We start from the raw sequence: 18,947 nt of genomic DNA, 5'->3' as shown, positions 1-18,947 counted from the left end.
GGACGGGCGGCGGGCGGCGAGTCGCCCCCGGTTCACTCCGATGACGGCGTGGGCGCCGGCACCTTCGCGACGGCCGGGGCGACGTCGCGCAGGAGGTGGGTGAAGGCGCTCTCGTCCAGGATCGGGGTGCCGTACGCCTTCGCCTTCACCGTCTTCGACGTCGCCGAGTCGGGGTCGTTGGTGACGAGCAGGCTGGTCAGCCGGGAGACGCTGGTCGCCACGTGCAGCCCCGCCTCCACCGCCCGGTCCTCCAGCAGTTCGCGGTCGACCGAGGTGTCCCCGGAGAACGCCACCCGCATGCCCTGCATGAGCGGTTTGTCCTTCTCGTACCGTCCCGGATTCGGATACGGGCACGCCGGACGCTTCCGCGAGGGGCGCCAGCTGGTGTGTCCCCCGTACGAGGAGGAGGACCCGGACCGCGGGGTCACCGGCGAGTGGGACCACTCGGTCAGCGGGCGGCACTCCAGCAGCGGCAGCCGCACCCCGCCCCGCGCCGCCGCGTGCAGGCTCGGGCGGAACGCCTCCGCCAGCACCCGCGCGTCGTCCAGCGCGTGGTGGGCGTGCTGCTGAACCACGCCGAAGTGCTCCGCGAGGGACGCCAGCTTGTGATTGGGCAGCGGCAGCCGGAGCTCCTTGGCGAGCGCGATGGTGCACAGCCGCTGCCGGACCGGGGCGGTGACCGAGGCGCGTGCGTACTCCCGCGCCAGCATCGACCAGTCGAACGCGGCGTTGTGCGCGACGAGCACCCGGTCCGCGAGCCGTTCGGACAGCTCGGCGGCGATCTCCGGGAAGAGCGGCGCGCCTTCCAGCACGTCGCTCGTCAGCCCGTGGATCCAGACGGGTCCCGGGTCGCGCTCCGGGTTGACCAGCGTGTACCAGTGGTCCTCGACGTCGCCCCGTGCGTCCAGGCGGTAGACGGCAGCGGACACTATCCGGTCGTCCCGGGCGAGCCCGGTGGTCTCCACGTCGACGACCGCGTACCCCTGCGGGTAGGCGGTCGGCCATGGTGCTGCGGTCTGCGGGTCGTCGAGCATGGTCACAGAGAATACGGGCCGTGTCGGACAGTCCCCCATTCGGTGTGCGCGCGTGCCCGGCGGCCGGAGCTCACCGAACCCGTCCGTAGCCCGGCCCGCTGTGGCAAGGTGATCTGCTACCGAAGGGCCGAGGGGGAGGCGACGCAGGCCGTGGGGGACAGCAGGCAGGCACTGATCATCGCGGTGCCGCAGTACGAACTGAGCGACCATTTCCCGGACCTGACCCAAGCGGTGGTCAAGGACGCGGAGTTGCTCGGCTCGGCACTGCGGTCCTCCGGCTACACCGTCGAGACGCTGGGGCTCACGGCCGACCGCCCGGCGCTGCGGTCCCGGATCATCAGTGCCATCAGCCGCGTCTGCTGCATGGCTCCCGAAGGCGGCACCGTGCTGATCCACTTCACCGGACACGGGCTCTCCGTGGACGGCTCCGACTACCTCGTCCCCTCCGAGGCCCAGCTCAACTGGTCGACCGATCCACCCCACGTCGACACCGCCGGCTTGATCGGCCTCGACCTGACGACCCTGCTCAGAGGCTGCCGGGCCGGCACCGTGCTGCTCACCGTCGACGCCTGCCGCGACGTCCAGCCCGACGCGGAGGTCTCCTTCGGCGGCCCTGCCACCAACTTTCCCTCCTGGCGCGACCGGGTGGCCGTCCTCTTCGGCTGCGCGGCGGGCCAGACCTGCGGCTCCGACGACCACGAGGGCAGCCACTTCACCCGGGCGCTCGCGGAGGCACTCGCCTCCGACAGCTCCCCGCGCACCGTGGGCGAGGTGATCACCCACACCGTCCGCAGGACCACGGAGTTCGCCCGCGCCGCCCAGCACGAACAGCAGCCCGCCCCGCAGTACGCGCCGAGCGGCCCCGGCGCCATCAACGACGTCGAACTCTGCTCCGGGCGGACCCTCCAGGAGGAGTGGTCCGTGGCCGTCGGCGACCCCGAGCTCTGGGCCGCAGTCCAGTGCGACGAGGACCGCAGGCGCGAGCTCCAGGGCGCCCTGCAACGGCTGGTCCTGGAGTGCGCCAAGTGGCGGGCCGCCGCCCTGGCCGCGGTCACCGACCCCTGGGCCGACGACAACTACCCCGTGCGCGTGCTCACGGCCGGGCTGCGGGCGCTCCTCGCCCCGTCCGTCACCCAGGGCGGCCCGCTCCTGGACCCCTGCGAGTTCGCCGTCCTCATGGCCGCCCCCTTCGTCCGCGAGGCCGTCTACGCCATGGGCGTCAAGGAGGCCGCCGCAGCCCAACCCCTCCGGCTCGACCCCGCCACCGGGGCGCTCGGCGCCGACCCGGCCCGCATCGACCTGGAGCACACGTACGCCGCCCACCCGCTGATCTGGCGCAAGGGGCGCGAACTCGCCGGGCGGGGCGCCGCCGAGGAGGCCGGCGCCGTCGCCGCGTGGCTGATACACCGCCATGTCCTGGGCCGCGAGGACCTGTGGGACCTCTACGCGCCGGGCCTGCTGCGCCCCCTGGCCGCCGCGATGCTCGGCAGCGAGGAATCCGCCCGGCTGGCGGAGACCCTGGACGGCCTGGTCCGGGTCTGCCGCCAGACCGCCGTTCCGCCCACCCAGCCGTACGCGGGTGAGCGCGATGCCGCCGACGAAGCACAGCGCCCCTCGGACATCACCCCGCGCACCGGACCCGTCGAGCGGTGGCGGGCGAGGGAGCTGTCCTGGCTCATCGGGCTCGCGGGGCTGCTCGGCGGCGACCTGCGGGACATGCCGGGAGTCCTGGTCGACAACATCGGCGTCACGGACGGCCTCGTTCCCGCCCAGGCCGTCACCGGCGTCCAGGAGCTGCGCTGGACCCGCGGCCCGCTCGGCACCGGCATCGACCTCGACCTGCCCTGCCCGCACCCGGCGGTCCACGCCGCGCTGGAGACGCTGACCGAGTGGGCGGACGACGCCGTCCAGCACATCAAGCAGCACCTCGGCTCCACCGGGTCCGCCGGACCCCTCGCCCACCTCCCGGAACGCGTCACCTGCCGCAGGCTGCGCCCCCGGTACAACGCGGGCGGGCACGGCGAGGCGTACGGGCTTCCGCTCATGCGGTTCAGTCTCGCCGAGGACGAGATGCGCGAACTCCTCATGGGATCCCAGCTCTACGGGGACCGCACGCTGGCCCTGCGCGAGCTGTACCAGAACGCCCTGGACGCCTGCCGCTACCGAGGCGCCCGGGTCCGCTACGGCGAGCTGAAGGAGGGCATACGCCAGCAGTGGGAGGGCGAGATCGTCTTCCGCCAGGGCGCCGACGAGGACGGCCGCGCCTACGTGGAGTGCGAGGACAACGGCGTCGGCATGAGCCAGAACGCCCTGCGCAGCACGTTCTCGCGGGCGGGCCGCCGGTTCGAGCAGTCCCGGGAGTACCGCAGAGAGCAGGCGCGCTGGCGGGCCGTCGACAAGGACCTCCGGATCTTCGCGAACAGCCGTTTCGGCATCGGGGTGTTCAGCTACTTCATGCTGGCCGACGAGATCAGCATCTGGACCAGGGTCACGGACGAGTTCGGCCGCCCCGAGTCCGGGCGCGGGCTGCGGGTGGACATCGCGTCGAGCGGAAGCCTGTTCCGCATCAAGGAGAGCGACGCCTGCCAGCCGGGCGGCGGTACGCGCGTGCGGCTCTACCTCAACGACGACTCGATCGAGGCCGCCGAGGCGCTGGCGAAGTACGTGTGGCGGTGCGACTTCGCGATGCGTGTGGAGCGGGACGGTGAGGTGGTCAGGGAATGGGAGGCGGACGTCCTCTACTACGACGGCGACCGCACGAGCCCGGTACGGGCGGATGAGAACGTGTGGTGGGTGCCGGGGGCGGGCTGCCGGCTCGTGGACGGGATCTGGACCCCGGAGGAGGGGCCGGAGCCGAGGCCCGGGGAGTCGTTCCTCGCGTTCTCACGGCGGCTGGAGGACGTGTCCTTCGGCTGTGTCGTCGACCTCAGGGAGACCCACTCGCCCGACCTGAACACCAGCAGGACGACCATCCTCGCGTACGACAAGGGATGGGTGGCTGAACACGTCCGCACCCTCGCCGAACAGATGGAGCTCCCGGCCTGGTTCACGGTGGAGTGGCTCTGGGGCTTCGCGCACGACCACGGCTCGGTCGCGCAGCCGCTGGTCGCCAGGCTCCTCGACGCCGACGCCACTCTGCCCAGCGCGACGGGCTGGGCGGGTGGCGAGGGTATTCGGCTGCGCCTGCTCGGCTGTCTCCCCGCCGACATCGTGTTGCACGCGGGACCCACCCCGACGTCCGCCCGGTACGGCAGGCTCGCCGGGGCCGCTTCCGGAGTGCTGGCCTGGCGGGTGGCCGTCCTGCGCGCCGTGCGCATCCCCGTGGGCAAGTCCTGGACGGAGACCCCGGTACCGGAGTCCCTGGCGGGATATCCGGGGCCGGTGCCCTGGGAGACACGCGCGGTCGCGGGGGAGTACGGGGGCAGTGTCCGACTTGAGCGAGCCGTGGTGCCCGAGGCCTGGGAGCCGCCCGTCACGCTGGGTGAATTGCTTCGGCGGCTGCGTCGGTACGCCATCGTCGGGATCGGCGTCCCGGCCGTCGCCGACCTCGACGCCGCGCACGCGGTACAGCTCGACCCGGTGGACCGGCAGCTGCTCGGAAAGAGCGAAGGCGCCCTCAGCACGGCGCTGATCAAGATGTGGGGAACGGAAGGGGAGGAGGCCGAGCACCAGCGGCAGTCGCCGCTCTTCCTGCTCCGCCATTTCTCCGTACGGGCCGGCCTGCCCTGGCGGGAGGCGCTGGGACGGGCTCAGCGTTTCGCCCGGCTCGGCTTCCCGCTGGCGCGGTTCGACCTGGACCTCGACACGGTCCCGGTCGGCGCCGACACGGTGGCCACCGACCAGGATCTGCAACTGCTGAGTCTGCACCCCGTGTTCACCAGAGGCGGGCGCGGACCGGTGATGGACAGACCACCCTCCCGGCAGGAGTACGAGCGGGTGGTCCGCCGTTACGCCTGGCTCGGCCTCTCGGCGGACGACGACATGGTCGAGCCCAGGCGGAGGAGCGAGGTCAACCAGGAATTCGACGAGGCGGACCGGGCGTTCGGGCGTCGCCTCTGGGCGCGACGCCGTCCCTCCCGGCGGCACTGGGCCGTGGCTGCCGCCCGCATGGACATGACGGTGGGGGAGGTGCATGCGCGGTTCGCCACCTTCTTCTCCCTCTTCGACGCCATGGGTACGGCCACGTCCCAGGCAGACGGACTGGGGAGTGCCCGCTTCACCAAACTGCAGGGCGTCCTGCTGGCTGACCCGGCCAGGCCGGGGGAGAGCTACGAGATATATGCCGACCGCGACGACGATGACGTCGCCGGTGGCTATCTGGCGCCGCTCGCCGAGATCGCCGTGACCGCGCGCTCCTCCCAGGCCGATCCGGCCGACATCGTCGAGGCGCTGAGCGGCCTGGCGGACGCCGGGCTGGTGGATGAGCGGGCCCCCGGGCTCGCGGAGCGCTGGCTCGCCGCCCCTCAGGAGGACATGACCCTGCTCATGCCCTGGTCCTGGGAGCTGGAGTGGCTCAGCAGGCCCAGCGGGCCCACCCGCCTGGACTCCGCCTACGCCCTGCTGGCCGCCGCCGGAAGCCGGCGCACCCTCGGCGCGGTCCATACCGCGCTCGCCCAACTCGCCCCGCTGCTGGGCATGGAACCCGACTTCGCGCCGCTCTCCGGCGAGCTCGCCGGGCTCTCCGTGACGTCGGCCGTGGCCGAGGCGTCGTGTGAGTGGGCGGCGGACGGCGCACGATGGCTGCCCCGGCCCGGCGCCGCTCAACTCGTGCGGCACGCCCGCAGTATGGGCAACACCCTCGGCGACAGCGTCAGGGAGCTCAGCCGCTTCGCCCCCCTCGGCAGCCCCTGGCAGCCCCGCGAAGACGCGGCCGACGCGGAATGGGCCCGGTGGCGCCCCACCCCGCACGACACCGCGATGTTCGAGGACGACCTCGCCGGAGACCGGCCCGTCGGGCCGCTCGACCTGCTGCGGGTCGCCGCCCGCTTCGGCTGGCCGATGGACCAGGCCTGGGACCGGCTCGCCCTCTACCGTCCCTTCGGCGTCGAACTCCGCGTCGAGCGGCCCGGGTTCTCCAACATCCCGCTGTGGCAGGACCTGATCCTGCTCACCGAGGAGTACACCGGCCGGGCCCCCGCACTCGCCGGCCCGGTGCCCGGGGAGCGGATCGCCGTCAGCGCGCGGGAGCTGGAGTGGACCACGGACCGGGTCGTGGAGCGGCTGCGGCTGTACGCGGACGTGTTCGGCCTCGACGTACCGAAGACGTATCCCGACGCCCCCGCCCCGACGCCGCCCGCGCGCTCGTACCACGACGACGCACCGCAGGAGAGGAAGGCCGATGCCGCCCGCGCATGATCTGACCCCGTTCCGCGAGCAGCAGCTCGCTTCCGTCGGCACCCCGACTGCCACGCGATCGGCCGACGGCCGCTGGTACGTCGTGACGAGCGACTGCCCGAACTGCCACGCGAGCAGCGTCTTCCGGGTGTCGTACGGGGTGCTCGGCCCGTACAAGGGCAAGGGCAGGCTGCTCGGCCGCCGCAGGACCCCGGAGAAGCTGTCGGGGAGCATTCCGGTCTACTGCCAGTGCGGCTATCCGCACCCCGACCGGCCCGCCGAGTCCCCGGACTCCGGCTGCGGCGCCTTCTGGGACGTGCCGGTGCCGTGACGGACCTGACCAGGAAGCGGTTCGCCCAGCTCGGCCAGCAGCTGCAACTCGAACAGCTCACCGCCGCACGCCGGCAGGCCGAGGGCTGGCGCAACGGCCTCACGGCGCTGACCGGGCTCGTCGGAGTCGTCTTCGTCCTCAAGGGACCGGAGAGCGTCGCGGGCCTCACCCCGGCCTGGCGCCTGCTCACCGCCGGTCTGCTCGTCCTGGCCTTCCTGCTGCTCCTGCGGGGCGCCCTGCTCGCGGTGCGTGCGGCGCACGGGCGCCTCGGGGAGGGCACCTGGCTGACCGGGGACGCGCTGCTGTCCGCCGTCCTCGACGAGGTCGAGAACATCCAGGACGTGCTGGCCTCGGCGCGCCGCTGCTCGGTCGCCGGGCTGACCGCGGTCGTCGCGGCCATCGCGGTGACCTGGATCGTCCCGGCCGAGAAGGCGGCGGAGCCGAAGCCGGCGGGCCCGCTCGTCGTCGTCTCCACGGCCACCGGCGCCACCTGCGGCGAACTCGTCCTCAGCGACCGGGAGGCGGTCACGCTCAAGGTGCCCGGCCACAAGGCCCTGCGCCGCGTCCCGGCCCGCGACGTCCGCGCGCTGGCCCCGGCGGCGCGGTGCTGAGCGCGGCGCCCCCGAAGGTGAGACCATCCCGGGATGACGCGAGCGCCGGAGCACGACGAACCTCACGGTGCCGGGCTGGGCACCCGGCTCAACTGGCTGCGGGCCGCCGTGCTCGGGGCGAACGACGGTGTGGTGTCCACCGCCGGCCTCGTCGTCGGTGTCGCCGGCGCCACCGGCGACCGGGGCGCCCTGCTGACGGCCGGGCTGGCCGGGCTGCTCGCCGGGTCGCTGTCGATGGCGGCCGGTGAATACGTCTCGGTGTCCACCCAGCGCGACTCGGAGAAGGCCGCGCTGGCCACGGAGAAGCGGGAGCTCCAGGAGACCCCGGAGGCGGAACTCGCCGAGCTGACGGGCCTCTTGGAGGGCAAGGGCCTGAGCCGCGAGGTCGCCCGCGAGGCCGCCGTCCAGCTCACCGAGCGCGATGCGCTGCGCGCCCACGCGGAGGTGGAACTCGGCATCGACCCGGACGACCTCACCAACCCGTGGCACGCGGCGGGCGCCAGCTTCCTCGCGTTCACGGTCGGCGCGCTGCTGCCGCTGCTGGCCATCGTGCTGCCCCCGGCCACCGCCCGGGTCCCGGTGACCGTGCTCTCCGTCCTCGCGGTGCTGGCCGTGACGGGCTGGTGGAGCGCCCGCCTGGGCGAGGCGGCGGCGGGCCCGGCGGTGCTGCGGAACATGGGCGGGGGAGCGGTGGCCATGGCGGTGACGTACGGGGCGGGGCATTTGCTGGGGGCGGCGGGGGTCTAGGGGCTCAGCGCAGGCGTTTGATCCGGTCGGGCGGGAAGTGCTCTTCGCCGGTGGTGGGTGTGTCGGCGCCGAGGGAGATGGTGAGCCCGTCGAGGGCGGCCAGGGGCGTCAGGTCGTACGCGTGGGACACACCGAGGTGCTTCGGCCAGGAGTAGAGCGACAGCGCCTTCAGCCCGGGCAACTCGGCCAGCGGTTCCAGACCACGCAGCAGCCGACAGCGGTAGAGGTCGAGAGTGACGAGGGAGGACGCGCCGCCCAGCACGGCCAAGTCAAGGTCGTCCAGATTTTCGAGGGTGATCCTGCGAAGCCTGCGGAAGACCGCGCATTCGTGCAGGTCTCGGAGTCGGGGCCGGCAGTCGATGCGGATGTGCTCCAGCGTGGTCCACTGCTCGATCCCTTCCAGACTCATCTCTCTGGCCCCTGCGACCACGGTCAGAGAGGTGAGATGGCGGCTCAGCGGCAGTTCGCCGAGGCTGTCGACGGGGAAGCGGTGCCCCAGAATCACGGTGGACAGCCCAGTGAAAGGTTCCAGCTGACCGACCGGCAGATCCGGATGCAGGTCAACCAGTGACAGCCAAGTCAGCGGCAGAGCATGCAAGGGGCTGAGGTCCCGCACTCCGGGACACTTGCTGAGCCCCACCTCCGTGAGCGAGTCCACCGATGCCAGCGGGGTGAGGTCGGTCAGCCCCTTGTTGTCGTAGACGAAGAGCTTCGTCATGTGGGGGCGGGAGGCCAGCGAGGAGAGGTCCGGGTGCTCCCCCTGCAACCGGATGGCGCGCGCGTCGGGAACATGACCGAGAGCCGGCAGATGCTCCGGGGTGAACGCGGAGAGGTAGGGGCCCTCCCCGTCCCACGCCCGCGCGGCAAGAATGTCCCGCGCGTACGCGACGGTGTCGAAGGAGGCCCACGCCTCGCACAGTTGGGCACCCACCGAGTGTCGCTCGTCACCTCGATAGCGCCTGATGACCTCGAAGGCCGCGTCCCCGCCCACCAGCCCGGCGGTCCTCACCACGTACCCCGCCGCGTACTCGCCCTCCACCTCATCCGGCCCCGGCAGCAGTTCCAGCACCAGCTCCCCGACCGCCGCCAGCTCCTCCGCCTCCTCGCGGCTGCGCGGCGGCAGCAGCGCCTCGGTCCGGTCGCGGATGTCGGCCCGCAACGCGGGCCCCAGCTCCGGCGCGTGCTCCGCGCTCGCCGCCGCCAGCAGCACCAGGCGGTGACGGTGGCGGGGTGCCCGGTCGGCGCGCCTCAGCAACTGCCGCAGCAGCCGCTCGCGTTCGTCCGGCCGGGCGTGGCCCACCGCCATCTGGATCACGTCGTGCCACTGGTCGTCGTGCGCGTTCTTCGCGAGCACCCCCAGATCGCGGGCCTCCACCGCGGCCTTGGCGCCCAGATAGTCCTGGAAGGTGCGGTGCACGAACCCGACGGCGCCGGGCGCGGGTTCGCGGAGCAGGCCGCTCCTGATGAGGAGGTGGGAGAAGACGTCCTCGGGGGTCGCCCGGATCTGGGACATCGCCGTCAGCCACTCGGTCACCAGATCGAGCGCCTCGCCCCGGTCCGCCTCCGCCAGGCCGTTGCGGATCAGCCAGTACGCCAGCCGTTGCAGCAGCGCGGTCTGCTCCTCCCGGGTCAGGTCCACCCCCTCCACGCCCGTGATCTCGCGCTCCGTGTCGCGGCGGACGAGGAGCATGTCCAGCGCGGCGTCGTAGAGCTCCTTCCGGGCCCGGGGGAGCTGCATGCGCCGGTCCCGGTTGAGCGCGCACAGCAGGGCGCACATCAGCGGATTGGTGGCGAGCCGGCCCAGATCGCGCCGGGTGACCACCGCGTGCCGCAGCGCCTCCTCGTACGTGTCGAGCCGGTCGCGCTCCTCGTCGGACGCGCACTCCAGGCGGGCGGCCCTGTGCCAGTGCTCGATGAAGGCGCGGATGTCCGTCCCGCGCATCGGCAGCAGCGAGTGCGCCTCGAATCCGGCGCCGGACAGCCAGCTCTCCGGGACCGCGGACGGCCGCGTCGTCACCACGTACCGGGAGCGGGGGTACGCGGTGATCAGGTCCTTCAGCCACCGCTCGGTGCGTAGCCGCAGCCGGGCCGGGACCTCGTCCACCCCGTCCACCAGGACCAGCCCGCGCCCCTCCCACAGCAGCCGGTCCGCCCAGCCGGCGGGTGCCGAGCCGTGCAGCGGGACGCCCGCCGCGCGCAGGAAGTCCTCCGGGCCCGGCAGCCGGTCGTCCGAGGTGAACGCGCGCAGGCGCAGGACGAACGGCACGCAGCGGTTCCAGTCCGCCAGCTCGCCGCCGAACGACTGCCGGGCCGCGTTCACCGCGAGCCACTGCACCAGGGTGCTCTTGCCGGACCCGGCCGGCCCCCGCAGCAGCAGCCGCTCGCTGCCCGCGAGGCACTGCTCCACCTTGACCGTCACCCGCTCCGGTCCACCGGCCTCCCACCACTGCGGCCCGCTGTCCTGGGAGCTCACCGCCAGGCTGATGTAGGCAGTCTCCAGCGGCCAGTCACCGGCCGAGCGGCCCAGCGTCAGCCCGAACAGCTCCATCCGGCTGTGCGCCCGGGCCACGAACCGGGCGTACCGCTCCTCGAAGTCCAGGGCCGCGGCCTCCGGGGCCGGGCCGAGCCGTCGGCGTACGTCCTCCACCAGATCCCGGGTGCGCTCCGCGGCGCGGGTCTGCTCCACCGCCGCGCGCGCCATGAACGACGGTTCGGCGGTCAGCCGCTCCACCACGTGCGCGCAGCACCGGCCCAGCAGCTCCCCGTACAGGCCCCTCGCCCGCTCGGAGAGTCCCGGGTCCGGTGCCGGGAGCGAGGCCGCGAGCCGGTCCGGATCGAGGCCCGCGGCGAACAGCCGGTCCGCCGTCACCTCGCCCCCGGCCGCGAAGGCGTCCCGTACCGCGTCCACGGCGGCCAGGCGCTCGTGCCCGGGCACATCCGCGTACGACTCCGCGAGCCGTGCGCCCAGCACCTCCGCCAGCCGGTCCGGCTTCGCGGGGCGGGGGAGCGGGCGCACCGGGTCGGTGACGAGACCGGCGCCGGGCCTCGGTGCCAGCACAGACCTGGCCACCGCGCCGATCACCGTCGTCGCCAGTCTCAGCAACGCGACTTCCAGTCCCTGCACGGCAGTCCTCCCCCAAGCCACACCGGTGCGGCGATCGTACGACGCCCGCCCCGCCGGAAGGTGCCGAAGAGCGCTGTCAGCCGGTCTTACATACTTGTTGGTAACAACATCTGGTCACCGCCCCGCCCCGGCCCTACCGTGCAGGCATGCCGACGAACCTGCCCGACGCAGTGCTCTGGTCCATACCGGCTTTCGTCCTGCTCACCGTCCTGGAGATGGCACTGCACCACTTCCATCCCGACGAGGACGCCGCCGGCTACGAGGCGAAGGACGCCGCCACCAGCATCACCATGGGGCTGGGCAGCCTGGTCTTCGACCTGCTGTGGAAAGTGCCCATCGTCGCGATCTACACCGCGGTGTACGAGCTGACGCCGCTGCGCGTCCCGGTCCTGTGGTGGACGGTCCTGCTGATGCTGCTCGCGCAGGACTTCTTCTACTACTGGTCCCACCGGGGCCACCACGTGATCCGCATCCTGTGGGCCTGTCACGTGGTGCACCACTCCAGCGAGAAGTTCAACCTCTCCACCGCGCTGCGCCAGCCCTGGACCTCGGTGACCTCCTGGCCGTTCTATCTGCCGCTCATCGCGTGCGGGGTGCACCCGGCGGCGCTCGCGTTCTGCTCGTCGGCCAACCTCGTCTACCAGTTCTGGGTGCACACCGAGCGGATCGACAAGCTGCCCCGCCCCTTCGAGTACGTGCTCAACACGCCCTCCCACCACCGGGTGCACCACGCCTCGCAGGGCGGCTACCTCGACCGCAACTTCGGCGGCATCCTCATCGTGTGGGACCGCTGGTTCGGCTCGTTCGCCCGGGAGACGGTGCGGCCGGTCTACGGACTCACCAAGAACATCCACACGTACAACCCGCTGCGCGTCGCCACCCACGAGTACGCCGCCATCGCCCGCGACGTGCGCGCGGCGGGCAGCTGGGGCGAGCGGGCCGGGCGGATCTTCCGCGGCCCGGGCTGGCGTCCCGCCGGAGCCGCGCCCCGCTCCGCGTCCGCCCCCGCCGCCGCGCCCGCCCCGGAGGGCACCGCGTGAGCGGGCGGTACGCGCGGCCCCTGCTCATCGCCTTCCTCGTCGCGTGCGCCGCCGACCTCGTCGGCCAACTCACCGGCCCCGGCTGGCTCCACCTCGGCGCAAAGCCGCTGCTCATGCCGCTGCTCGCCGGATACGCGCTGGCCCGGCGCGGCCCGGGGCTCCTGATCGCGGCCCTGCTGTGCGGCTGGGCGGGCGACGTGCTCCTGCTGGCCGACTCCGATCTCGCGTTCCTCGTCGGGATGGCCTGGTTCGCCGCCGGGCACGTCTGCTATCTGGTGCTGTTCGGCCGGGCGCGCGGGGCGCTGCTCCCGGCGCTCGCGTACGCCGTCGTGCTCACCGTGTTCGTCGCCCTGCTCTGGGACGGGCTGCCGGGCGGGCTGCGCGTCCCGATGGCCGGCTACAGCCTGCTGCTGACCGCCATGGCGTACCGCTCCGGCGTCCTCGGCCGGTACGCGGCGACCGGCGGGGCCCTCTTCCTGCTCTCCGACGCGCTCATCGCCACCGGTGTCGCGCACTGGCCGCAGCTCCCGGCCGCCGGCTTCTGGGTCATGCTCACGTACGTGGCGGCGCAGCTCCTGCTCACCCTGGGCGCGCTGAGCCCTGTCGCGGAAGAAGCCGGCCCGGGGGCGTACCGTGAAAGGAGTATCAGCATCTGAGATCAGCGAGGACCCCCACCCATGCGCGCCACCGTCATCCACGCCCCCCACGACATCCGTGTGGAGGAGGTGCCCGACCCGGTGATCCAGCAGCCCACCGACGTGGTGCTGAGGGTCCTGCGGGCCTGCATCTGCGGCAGCGACCTGTGGGCCTACCGGGGTGAGTCCGCGCGGCAGCCGGGTCAGCGCATCGGCCACGAGTTCCTGGGGATCGTCGAGGAGGCCGGGGCCGAGGTGCGCGGTTTCTCCGCCGGGGACCTGGTCGTCGCTCCCTTCGTCTGGTCCGACGGCAGCTGCGCGTACTGCGCCGAGGGGCTGACCACCTCCTGCCCGCAGGGCGGCTTCTGGGGCTCGGTGGGCTCCGACGGCGGGCAGGGCGAGGCCGTCCGCGTCCCGTTCGCCGACGGCACCCTGGTCGCCCTGCCCGCCGCCGCGGCCTCCGACGACCGGCTGCTCACCGCGCTGCTGGCCCTCTCCGACGTGCTCGGCACCGGCCACCACGCGGCGGTCGGCGCGGGCGTACGGGCCGGATCGACCGTCGCCGTCGTCGGCGACGGGGCCGTCGGGCTGTGCGGGGTGATGGCCGCCAAGCGGCTCGGCGCGGAGCGGATCATCGCGCTCGGCCGGCACGCCGCGCGCACGGACATCGCCCGGGACTTCGGCGCCACCGACGTCGTCGCCGAGCGCGGCGACGCGGCCGTCGCGGCGGTACGGGAACTGCTCGGCGGCGAGGGCGCGCACTGCGTGATCGAGGCCGTCGGCACCGAGCAGTCGATGCGCACCGCCGTCGGCATCACCCGGGACGGCGGTGCGATCGGCTACGTCGGCGTCCCGCACGGCAGCGGCACGGGCCTCGACCTCGGCGACATGTTCAGCCGGAACATCGCCCTGCGCGGCGGCGTCGCCCCCGTGCGCACGTACATCCCGGAGCTGCTGCCGGACGTGCTGGACGGCACCATCGACCCCTCGCCCGTCTTCGACCTGTCCGTCGGGCTCGACGAGGTGCCGGCCGGCTACAAGGCGATGGACGGGCGCTCGGCGCTCAAGGTCCTCATCAAGCCGTGATCCGGCGGTCCGGGGGCCGCCGCGCGCGGCCCCCGGACCCCGGGCTCACCAGCGCACGGCGTCCAGCGCGTCCACCACACCGGCCCCGTAGAAGCCGTTGCGGTTCTTGCCGCCCTCGCAGACCGCGTCGGCCGTGCCGTCACCGTCGATGTCGTACGGCGCGTCGCACGCCTTCGCGTCCGCCTCCAGCGTCAGCAGCGCCTTGACCGCGGCGGGCTGGGCGTACGGGTGCTTCGACTTGATCAGGGCCACGACGCCGGCGACGTGCGGGGACGCCATCGACGTACCGGCCTTGTAGCCGTACCTGCCGCCCGGCAGCGTCGAGAGGATCAGCCCGCTCGTCGCCGGCGGCTCGGGCGTCTGGTAGATGGTCGAGTCCCCGCCGGGCGCGGCCACGTCGACGACCCCGTTCCCGTAGTTCGAGTACGACGCCTTCAGGCCCTTCGCACCCGTCGCCGAGACCGTGACGACGCCCGGGAGCATCGACGGGACGTCCAGGCACTGGCGCGGGTCCACGGTCCGGCCGCCCGGGGTGGTGTCGTTCGGGCTGGTGGTGTCCTCGATGGAGTCCGCCGCCAGGTCCTCGGCGGAGTTCCCGGCCGCCGCGACGTTGACCGCGCCCTTCCGCTCGGCGTACCGGGCGGCCCGGGACACGGCCTCGACCAGGGCGCCCTGGTCCGGGTCGTTCTTGCAGTTGTACAGCCACGGGTCGGTGTAATAGCTGTTGTTGGTGACGTCCACGCCGTGCTCGGCCGCCCAGACGAAACCGCAGACCACGGCCTCCGTGTAGAAGAAGCCGTCCGGGTTGGCGACCTTGATGCCGGACACCTTCACGCCCGGCGCCACGCCCGTCACGCCGACGCCGTTCTTGGCCGCCGCGATGGTGCCGGCGACATGGGTGCCGTGGTCGCTCTCGCCGGGCTTCGGCCGCCAGGCGCCCTCCGTGGTGTCCGGGGCGCCCGACACGCAGTTCGCGGAGGCCGCGCGGTCGAAGTTGGGCGCCAGGTCCGGGTGGGTGTCGTCCACCCCGGTGTCGATGACCGCGACCGTCACCCGGGAGCTGCCCAGCGACTTCTTGTGCGCCTGGTCCGCCTTGATGGCCGGCAGGTCCCACTGCAACGGCTCCATCGGGTCCTGGTCCGCCGTCGCCTTCGCCGCCGCGGCCCTCTCCTGCGCGGCCGTCAGGGGCTGCTCGACCCCGATGTCCTTGGTGGCCTGCGGCGCGATCGGGTTGGTGCGCGTGGCGCCCGCCGACTGGACGCCCCTGACCTCGCGGACCGTCTTCGCGAAGTCCGGGTTCTTCGAGTGGACGACGATGACGCCGATCCGGTCGTAGGCGATCACCACTGTGCCGCCGGCCCGCTCCACCGCCTTGCGCACCTGCTTGACGGTGCCCGGACCGCCCTGGGTGTTGACCACGTACGACAGTTCCGGTCCGTCCGCCGGCACCGCCGCCGCGGGGGCACCGTGCCCCGCCGGGGCGGCGGAGGCGATCCCAGCCGGCAGGAAGCCGAGCGAGGCGGTGAGGGCCAATCCGACGGGCAGTGTCAGTGCGCGCGTCCGTCCGGATCTCAGATGAGCCATGGGGTCTCCACTTCATCCGTGTCAGCCGACCGGACACGAGGTGCGCCCGGTCGCGTACATGACCAGTGAAGCTAGCGCCGGTCATCCCGGCACATCAATCGATTCGTACGAACACGTGCACATCCGACCCCCCGAAGGGGTGATGGCGAGAAGGGGTGAACCCAAGTGAACCGCTTCGCCACGCGTTGCGTGCCGTTGTCAGGGGAAGCGCACCACCACCCCGAACGAGGTCACCCGTGCAACCGATCGTCCCCACCACCGCACCCGCGTCGCGAGGAGAATCCGTGGCTACCGATGCACCGCCGCCCGAGGGCAGTACGGAGAAGAGCCCTGCCCAGCCCACGACCGAGGCGTTCCTCGCGGAGCAAGGCAGCGCGGAGTTCGGCGAACTGCGCCGCTCCTACCGCTCGTTCGCCTTCCCGCTGACCGTCGCCTTCGTCCTCTGGTACCTGCTGTACGTGCTGCTCTCCAACTACGCGGGCGGCTTCATGGGCACCAAGGTGTTCAGCAACATCAACGTGGCCTTCGTCTTCGGCCTCGCCCAGTTCCTCACCACCTTCCTCATCGCCTGGTTCTACTCGCGCCACGCCAACGCGAAGCTGGACCCCAGGGCCGAGGCCATCAAGGACCGCATGGAGGCCGACGCATGAGCGCCGCGTACCACTCCCACACCGCCGTGACCCTCGCCGCCTCGTCCACCAGCGAGCACCGGCCGCTCATCATCACTCTGTTCGCGGTCTTCGTCGCCGCCACCCTCGGCATCACCGTCTGGGCCGGCCGCCAGACCCGCAGCGCCTCCGACTTCTACGCGGGCGGGCGGCAGTTCACCGCCTTCCAGAACGGACTCGCGGTCTCCGGCGACTACATGTCCGCCGCGTCCTTCCTCGGTATCGCCGGCGCCATCGCCCTCTTCGGCTACGACGGGTTCCTCTACTCCATCGGCTTCCTCGTCGCCTGGCTGGTGGCGCTCCTGCTCGTCGCCGAACCGCTGCGCAACTCCGGCCGATACACCATGGGCGACGTCCTCGCCTACCGGATGCGCCAGCGCCCGGTGCGCACCGCGGCGGGCGTCTCCACCATCATCGTGTCGATCTTCTACCTGCTGGCACAGATGGCGGGCGCCGGAGCACTGGTCACCCTGCTCCTCGGCATCAGCAGCGACGGCGGAAAGATCCTCATCGTTGCGCTGGTCGGCGTACTGATGATCGTCTACGTCACCATCGGCGGCATGAAGGGCACCACCTGGGTCCAGATGGTCAAGGCCGTCCTGCTCATCGCCGGCGCCCTCCTGATGACCCTCATGGTGCTGTGGAAGTTCGACTTCAACGTCTCCGACCTGCTGGGCACCGCCGCAGAGAAGAGCGGCCACGGCTCCGCGTTCCTGGAGCCCGGACTGAAGTACGGAGCCACCGGCACCTCGAAGCTGGACTTCCTCTCCCTCGGCCTGGCCCTGGTCCTCGGCACCGCGGGACTGCCGCACATCCTGATCCGCTTCTACACGGTGCCCACCGCCAAGGCCGCCCGTAAGTCCGTCAACTGGGCCATCGGCATCATCGGCGCCTTCTACCTGATGACCATCGCCCTGGGCTTCGGCGCCGCCGCGCTGATCGGCCCGAAGAACATCGAGGCGCCCGGCAACACCGCCGCCCCGCAACTCGCCGAATACCTCGGCGGGACCGGCACCACCGGCGGCGCGGTCATGCTCGCCGTCATCTCCGCCGTCGCCTTCGCCACCATCCTCGCCGTCGTCGCCGGACTGACCCTCGCCTCCTCGTCCTCCTTCGCCCACGACATCTACGCCAACGTCATCCGCAAGGGGCAGGCCACCGAGCAGGAGGAGATGAAGGCCGCCCGCTGGTCCACCGTCTTCATCGGCGCCGCCGCGATCGTCCTCGGCGTCTTCGCCCGCGACATGAACGTCGCCGGGCTCGTCGCCCTCGCCTTCGCCGTCGCCGCCTCGGCCAACCTGCCGACGATCCTCTACAGCCTCTTCTGGAAGCGCTTCACCACCCGGGGCGCGCTGTGGTCGATCTACGGCGGTCTCGCCTCCTCGGTGATCCTGGTGCTGTTCTCACCGGTCGTCTCCGGCAACGAGAAGTCCTCGATGTTCAAGGGCGTCGACTTCGCCTGGTTCCCGCTGGAGAACCCCGGCCTGATCTCCATCCCGCTCGGCTTCCTGCTCGGCTGGATCGGCTCGCTCCTGTCCAAGGAGGAGCCGGACAAGGGCAAGTACGCCGAACTGGAGGTCAAGTCCCTCACCGGCATCGGAGCCCACTGACCCGGCCCGGCCGAGGCCGCGTCGTAGGACCCTACGACGCGGCCTCGCCGCGCCTCGTGCCAAACGGGCCCCTCCGCCGTCGGCGGTCTCGCGTAGGCTCGAAAGAGTCAGACACCACGACCGGGAAGTCACCGGGGGAGGGGGCCCACATGCTCATCGACACCTACGGCCGGGTCGCCACCGACCTGCGCGTCTCGCTCACCGACCGGTGCAACCTGCGCTGCACGTACTGCATGCCCGAGGAGGGCCTGCAGTGGCTGGCCAAGCCCGACCTGCTCACCGACGACGAGATCGTCCGGCTCGTCCGCATCGCCGTCACCACGCTCGGCGTCACCGAGGTCCGCTTCACCGGCGGCGAACCGCTGCTGCGCCCCGGCCTCGTCTCCATCGTCCAGCGGTGCGCGGCCCTGGACCCCCGCCCCAGGATGTCCCTCACCACCAACGGCATCGGGCTGAAGCGGACCGCCGCCGCCCTCGCGGACGCCGGCCTCGACCGGGTCAACGTCTCGCTCGACACCCTGCGCCCCGAGGTGTTCAAGACCCTCACCCGCCGCGACCGCCACCACGACGTGCTGGCCGGCCTGGAAGCCGCCCGGGACGCCGGGCTCACCCCCGTCAAGGTCAACACCGTCCTGATGCCGGGGCTCAACGACGACGAGGCCCCCGACCTGCTCGCCTGGGCCGTCGAACACGACTACGAGCTCCGCTTCATCGAGCAGATGCCGCTGGACGCCCAGCACGGCTGGAAGCGCGACGGCATGATCACCGCGGGCGACATCCTCGACTCGCTGCGCACCCGCTTCACCCTCACCCCCGAGGACGACGGCGAGCGCGGCTCCGCCCCCGCCGAGCGCTGGACCGTCGACGGCGGACCGCACCGGGTCGGCGTCATCGCCTCCGTCACCCGCCCCTTCTGCCGGGCCTGCGACCGCACCCGGCTCACCGCCGACGGACAGGTCCGCACCTGCCTGTTCGCCCGCGAGGAGACCGACCTGCGCGGGGCGCTGCGCTCGGCGGCGCCCGACGAGGAGATCGCCCGCATCTGGAAGCAGGCGATGTGGGGCAAGAAGGCCGGTTCCGGCCTTGACGACCCGAGCTTCCTGCAGCCCGACCGCCCGATGTCCGCGATCGGCGGCTGACCCG

General features: G+C 72.4%; 13 protein-coding genes. 10 read left to right on the top strand and 3 right to left on the bottom strand.

What is annotated here, in order from left to right:
• Positions 1-32 precede the first annotated feature (32 nt).
• Positions 33-1,040: a DEDDh family exonuclease gene (locus FKN01_RS24390; RefSeq protein ID WP_143624103.1), complete on the bottom strand. Its 1,008-nt coding sequence runs from the start codon at positions 1,038-1,040 to the stop codon at positions 33-35.
• Between the two features lie 144 nt (positions 1,041-1,184).
• Between FKN01_RS24390 and FKN01_RS24385 the strand changes: the two genes are divergently transcribed.
• The 4 genes from FKN01_RS24385 to FKN01_RS24370 are packed head-to-tail and all read left to right on the top strand — an operon-like array spanning position 1,185 to position 8,057.
• Complete coding sequence (locus FKN01_RS24385; protein ID WP_185992967.1) at positions 1,185-6,389, top strand: caspase family protein; 5,205 nt, start codon at positions 1,185-1,187, stop codon at positions 6,387-6,389.
• Positions 6,373-6,699 (top strand): hypothetical protein, encoded by a 327-nt coding sequence (locus FKN01_RS24380; RefSeq protein ID WP_143624099.1) that lies wholly within the window; start codon positions 6,373-6,375, stop codon positions 6,697-6,699. The genes FKN01_RS24385 and FKN01_RS24380 overlap by 17 nt, the downstream gene beginning before the upstream one ends.
• Positions 6,696-7,310, top strand: a complete 615-nt coding sequence (locus FKN01_RS24375; RefSeq protein ID WP_143624097.1) for a hypothetical protein — start codon at positions 6,696-6,698, stop codon at positions 7,308-7,310. The genes FKN01_RS24380 and FKN01_RS24375 overlap by 4 nt, the downstream gene beginning before the upstream one ends.
• A 33-nt stretch (positions 7,311-7,343) precedes the next feature.
• A complete protein-coding gene (locus FKN01_RS24370; protein ID WP_143624095.1) occupies positions 7,344-8,057 on the top strand; it encodes a VIT family protein in 714 nt (237 codons plus the stop codon).
• A 4-nt stretch (positions 8,058-8,061) separates the two neighbouring features.
• Here FKN01_RS24370 and FKN01_RS24365 read toward each other — a convergent pair whose 3' ends face one another.
• Positions 8,062-11,181 carry an NACHT domain-containing NTPase gene (locus FKN01_RS24365; protein WP_260697002.1) on the bottom strand — a complete coding sequence of 1,040 codons (3,120 nt, stop codon included), beginning with the start codon at positions 11,179-11,181 and terminating at the stop codon, positions 8,062-8,064.
• 146 nt (positions 11,182-11,327) lie between these two features.
• Here FKN01_RS24365 and FKN01_RS24360 point away from each other — a divergent pair, with 146 nt between their 5' ends.
• The 3 genes from FKN01_RS24360 to FKN01_RS24350 are packed head-to-tail and all read left to right on the top strand — an operon-like array spanning position 11,328 to position 13,942.
• Entirely contained in the window at positions 11,328-12,221 is an 894-nt protein-coding gene (locus tag FKN01_RS24360) for a sterol desaturase family protein (RefSeq protein WP_143624093.1), read from the top strand.
• Positions 12,218-12,877, top strand: coding sequence for a lysoplasmalogenase (locus FKN01_RS24355; protein WP_143624091.1), 660 nt, complete (start codon positions 12,218-12,220; stop codon positions 12,875-12,877). Before FKN01_RS24360 ends, FKN01_RS24355 begins: the two co-directional genes overlap by 4 nt.
• 21 nt (positions 12,878-12,898) lie before the next feature.
• Positions 12,899-13,942: a zinc-dependent alcohol dehydrogenase family protein gene (locus tag FKN01_RS24350; protein ID WP_143624090.1), complete on the top strand. Its 1,044-nt coding sequence runs from the start codon at positions 12,899-12,901 to the stop codon at positions 13,940-13,942.
• A 45-nt stretch (positions 13,943-13,987) separates the two neighbouring features.
• On the opposite strand, the gene FKN01_RS24345 is transcribed toward FKN01_RS24350, so the two are convergent.
• The gene (locus FKN01_RS24345; RefSeq protein ID WP_143624088.1) at positions 13,988-15,526 is read right to left on the bottom strand and encodes a S8 family serine peptidase; all 1,539 of its coding nucleotides are present in this window, start codon (positions 15,524-15,526) and stop codon (positions 13,988-13,990) included.
• 284 nt (positions 15,527-15,810) lie between these two features.
• Here FKN01_RS24345 and FKN01_RS24340 point away from each other — a divergent pair, with 284 nt between their 5' ends.
• From FKN01_RS24340 to moaA, 3 genes are all read left to right on the top strand, one after another.
• On the top strand, positions 15,811-16,176 hold the full coding sequence (locus FKN01_RS24340) for a DUF485 domain-containing protein (RefSeq protein WP_143624086.1): 366 nt from the start codon (positions 15,811-15,813) through the stop codon (positions 16,174-16,176).
• A complete protein-coding gene (locus tag FKN01_RS24335; protein ID WP_143624084.1) occupies positions 16,173-17,804 on the top strand; it encodes a cation acetate symporter in 1,632 nt (543 codons plus the stop codon). The genes FKN01_RS24340 and FKN01_RS24335 overlap by 4 nt, the downstream gene beginning before the upstream one ends.
• A gap of 149 nt (positions 17,805-17,953) precedes the next feature.
• Complete coding sequence (moaA, locus tag FKN01_RS24330; protein ID WP_143624082.1) at positions 17,954-18,943, top strand: GTP 3',8-cyclase MoaA; 990 nt, start codon at positions 17,954-17,956, stop codon at positions 18,941-18,943.
• Positions 18,944-18,947 lie beyond the last annotated feature (4 nt).

The organism is Streptomyces sp. 130, from assembly GCF_007096885.1.
In the GTDB taxonomy this organism is placed as follows: domain Bacteria; phylum Actinomycetota; class Actinomycetes; order Streptomycetales; family Streptomycetaceae; genus Streptomyces.
This window is presented reverse-complemented; position numbering and strand designations above follow the sequence as displayed.

Excerpts from the sequence above, each read along its gene's own strand:
- FKN01_RS24345 (WP_143624088.1), bottom strand. The coding sequence starts at position 15,526 with ATGGCTCATCTGAGATCCGGACGGACGCGCGCACTGACACTGCCCGTC.
- FKN01_RS24370 (WP_143624095.1), top strand. The coding sequence starts at position 7,344 with ATGACGCGAGCGCCGGAGCACGACGAACCTCACGGTGCCGGGCTGGGC.
- moaA (WP_143624082.1), top strand. The coding sequence starts at position 17,954 with ATGCTCATCGACACCTACGGCCGGGTCGCCACCGACCTGCGCGTCTCG.
- FKN01_RS24350 (WP_143624090.1), top strand. The coding sequence starts at position 12,899 with ATGCGCGCCACCGTCATCCACGCCCCCCACGACATCCGTGTGGAGGAG.
- FKN01_RS24380 (WP_143624099.1), top strand. The coding sequence starts at position 6,373 with ATGCCGCCCGCGCATGATCTGACCCCGTTCCGCGAGCAGCAGCTCGCT.
- FKN01_RS24335 (WP_143624084.1), top strand. The coding sequence starts at position 16,173 with ATGAGCGCCGCGTACCACTCCCACACCGCCGTGACCCTCGCCGCCTCG.
- FKN01_RS24360 (WP_143624093.1), top strand. The coding sequence starts at position 11,328 with ATGCCGACGAACCTGCCCGACGCAGTGCTCTGGTCCATACCGGCTTTC.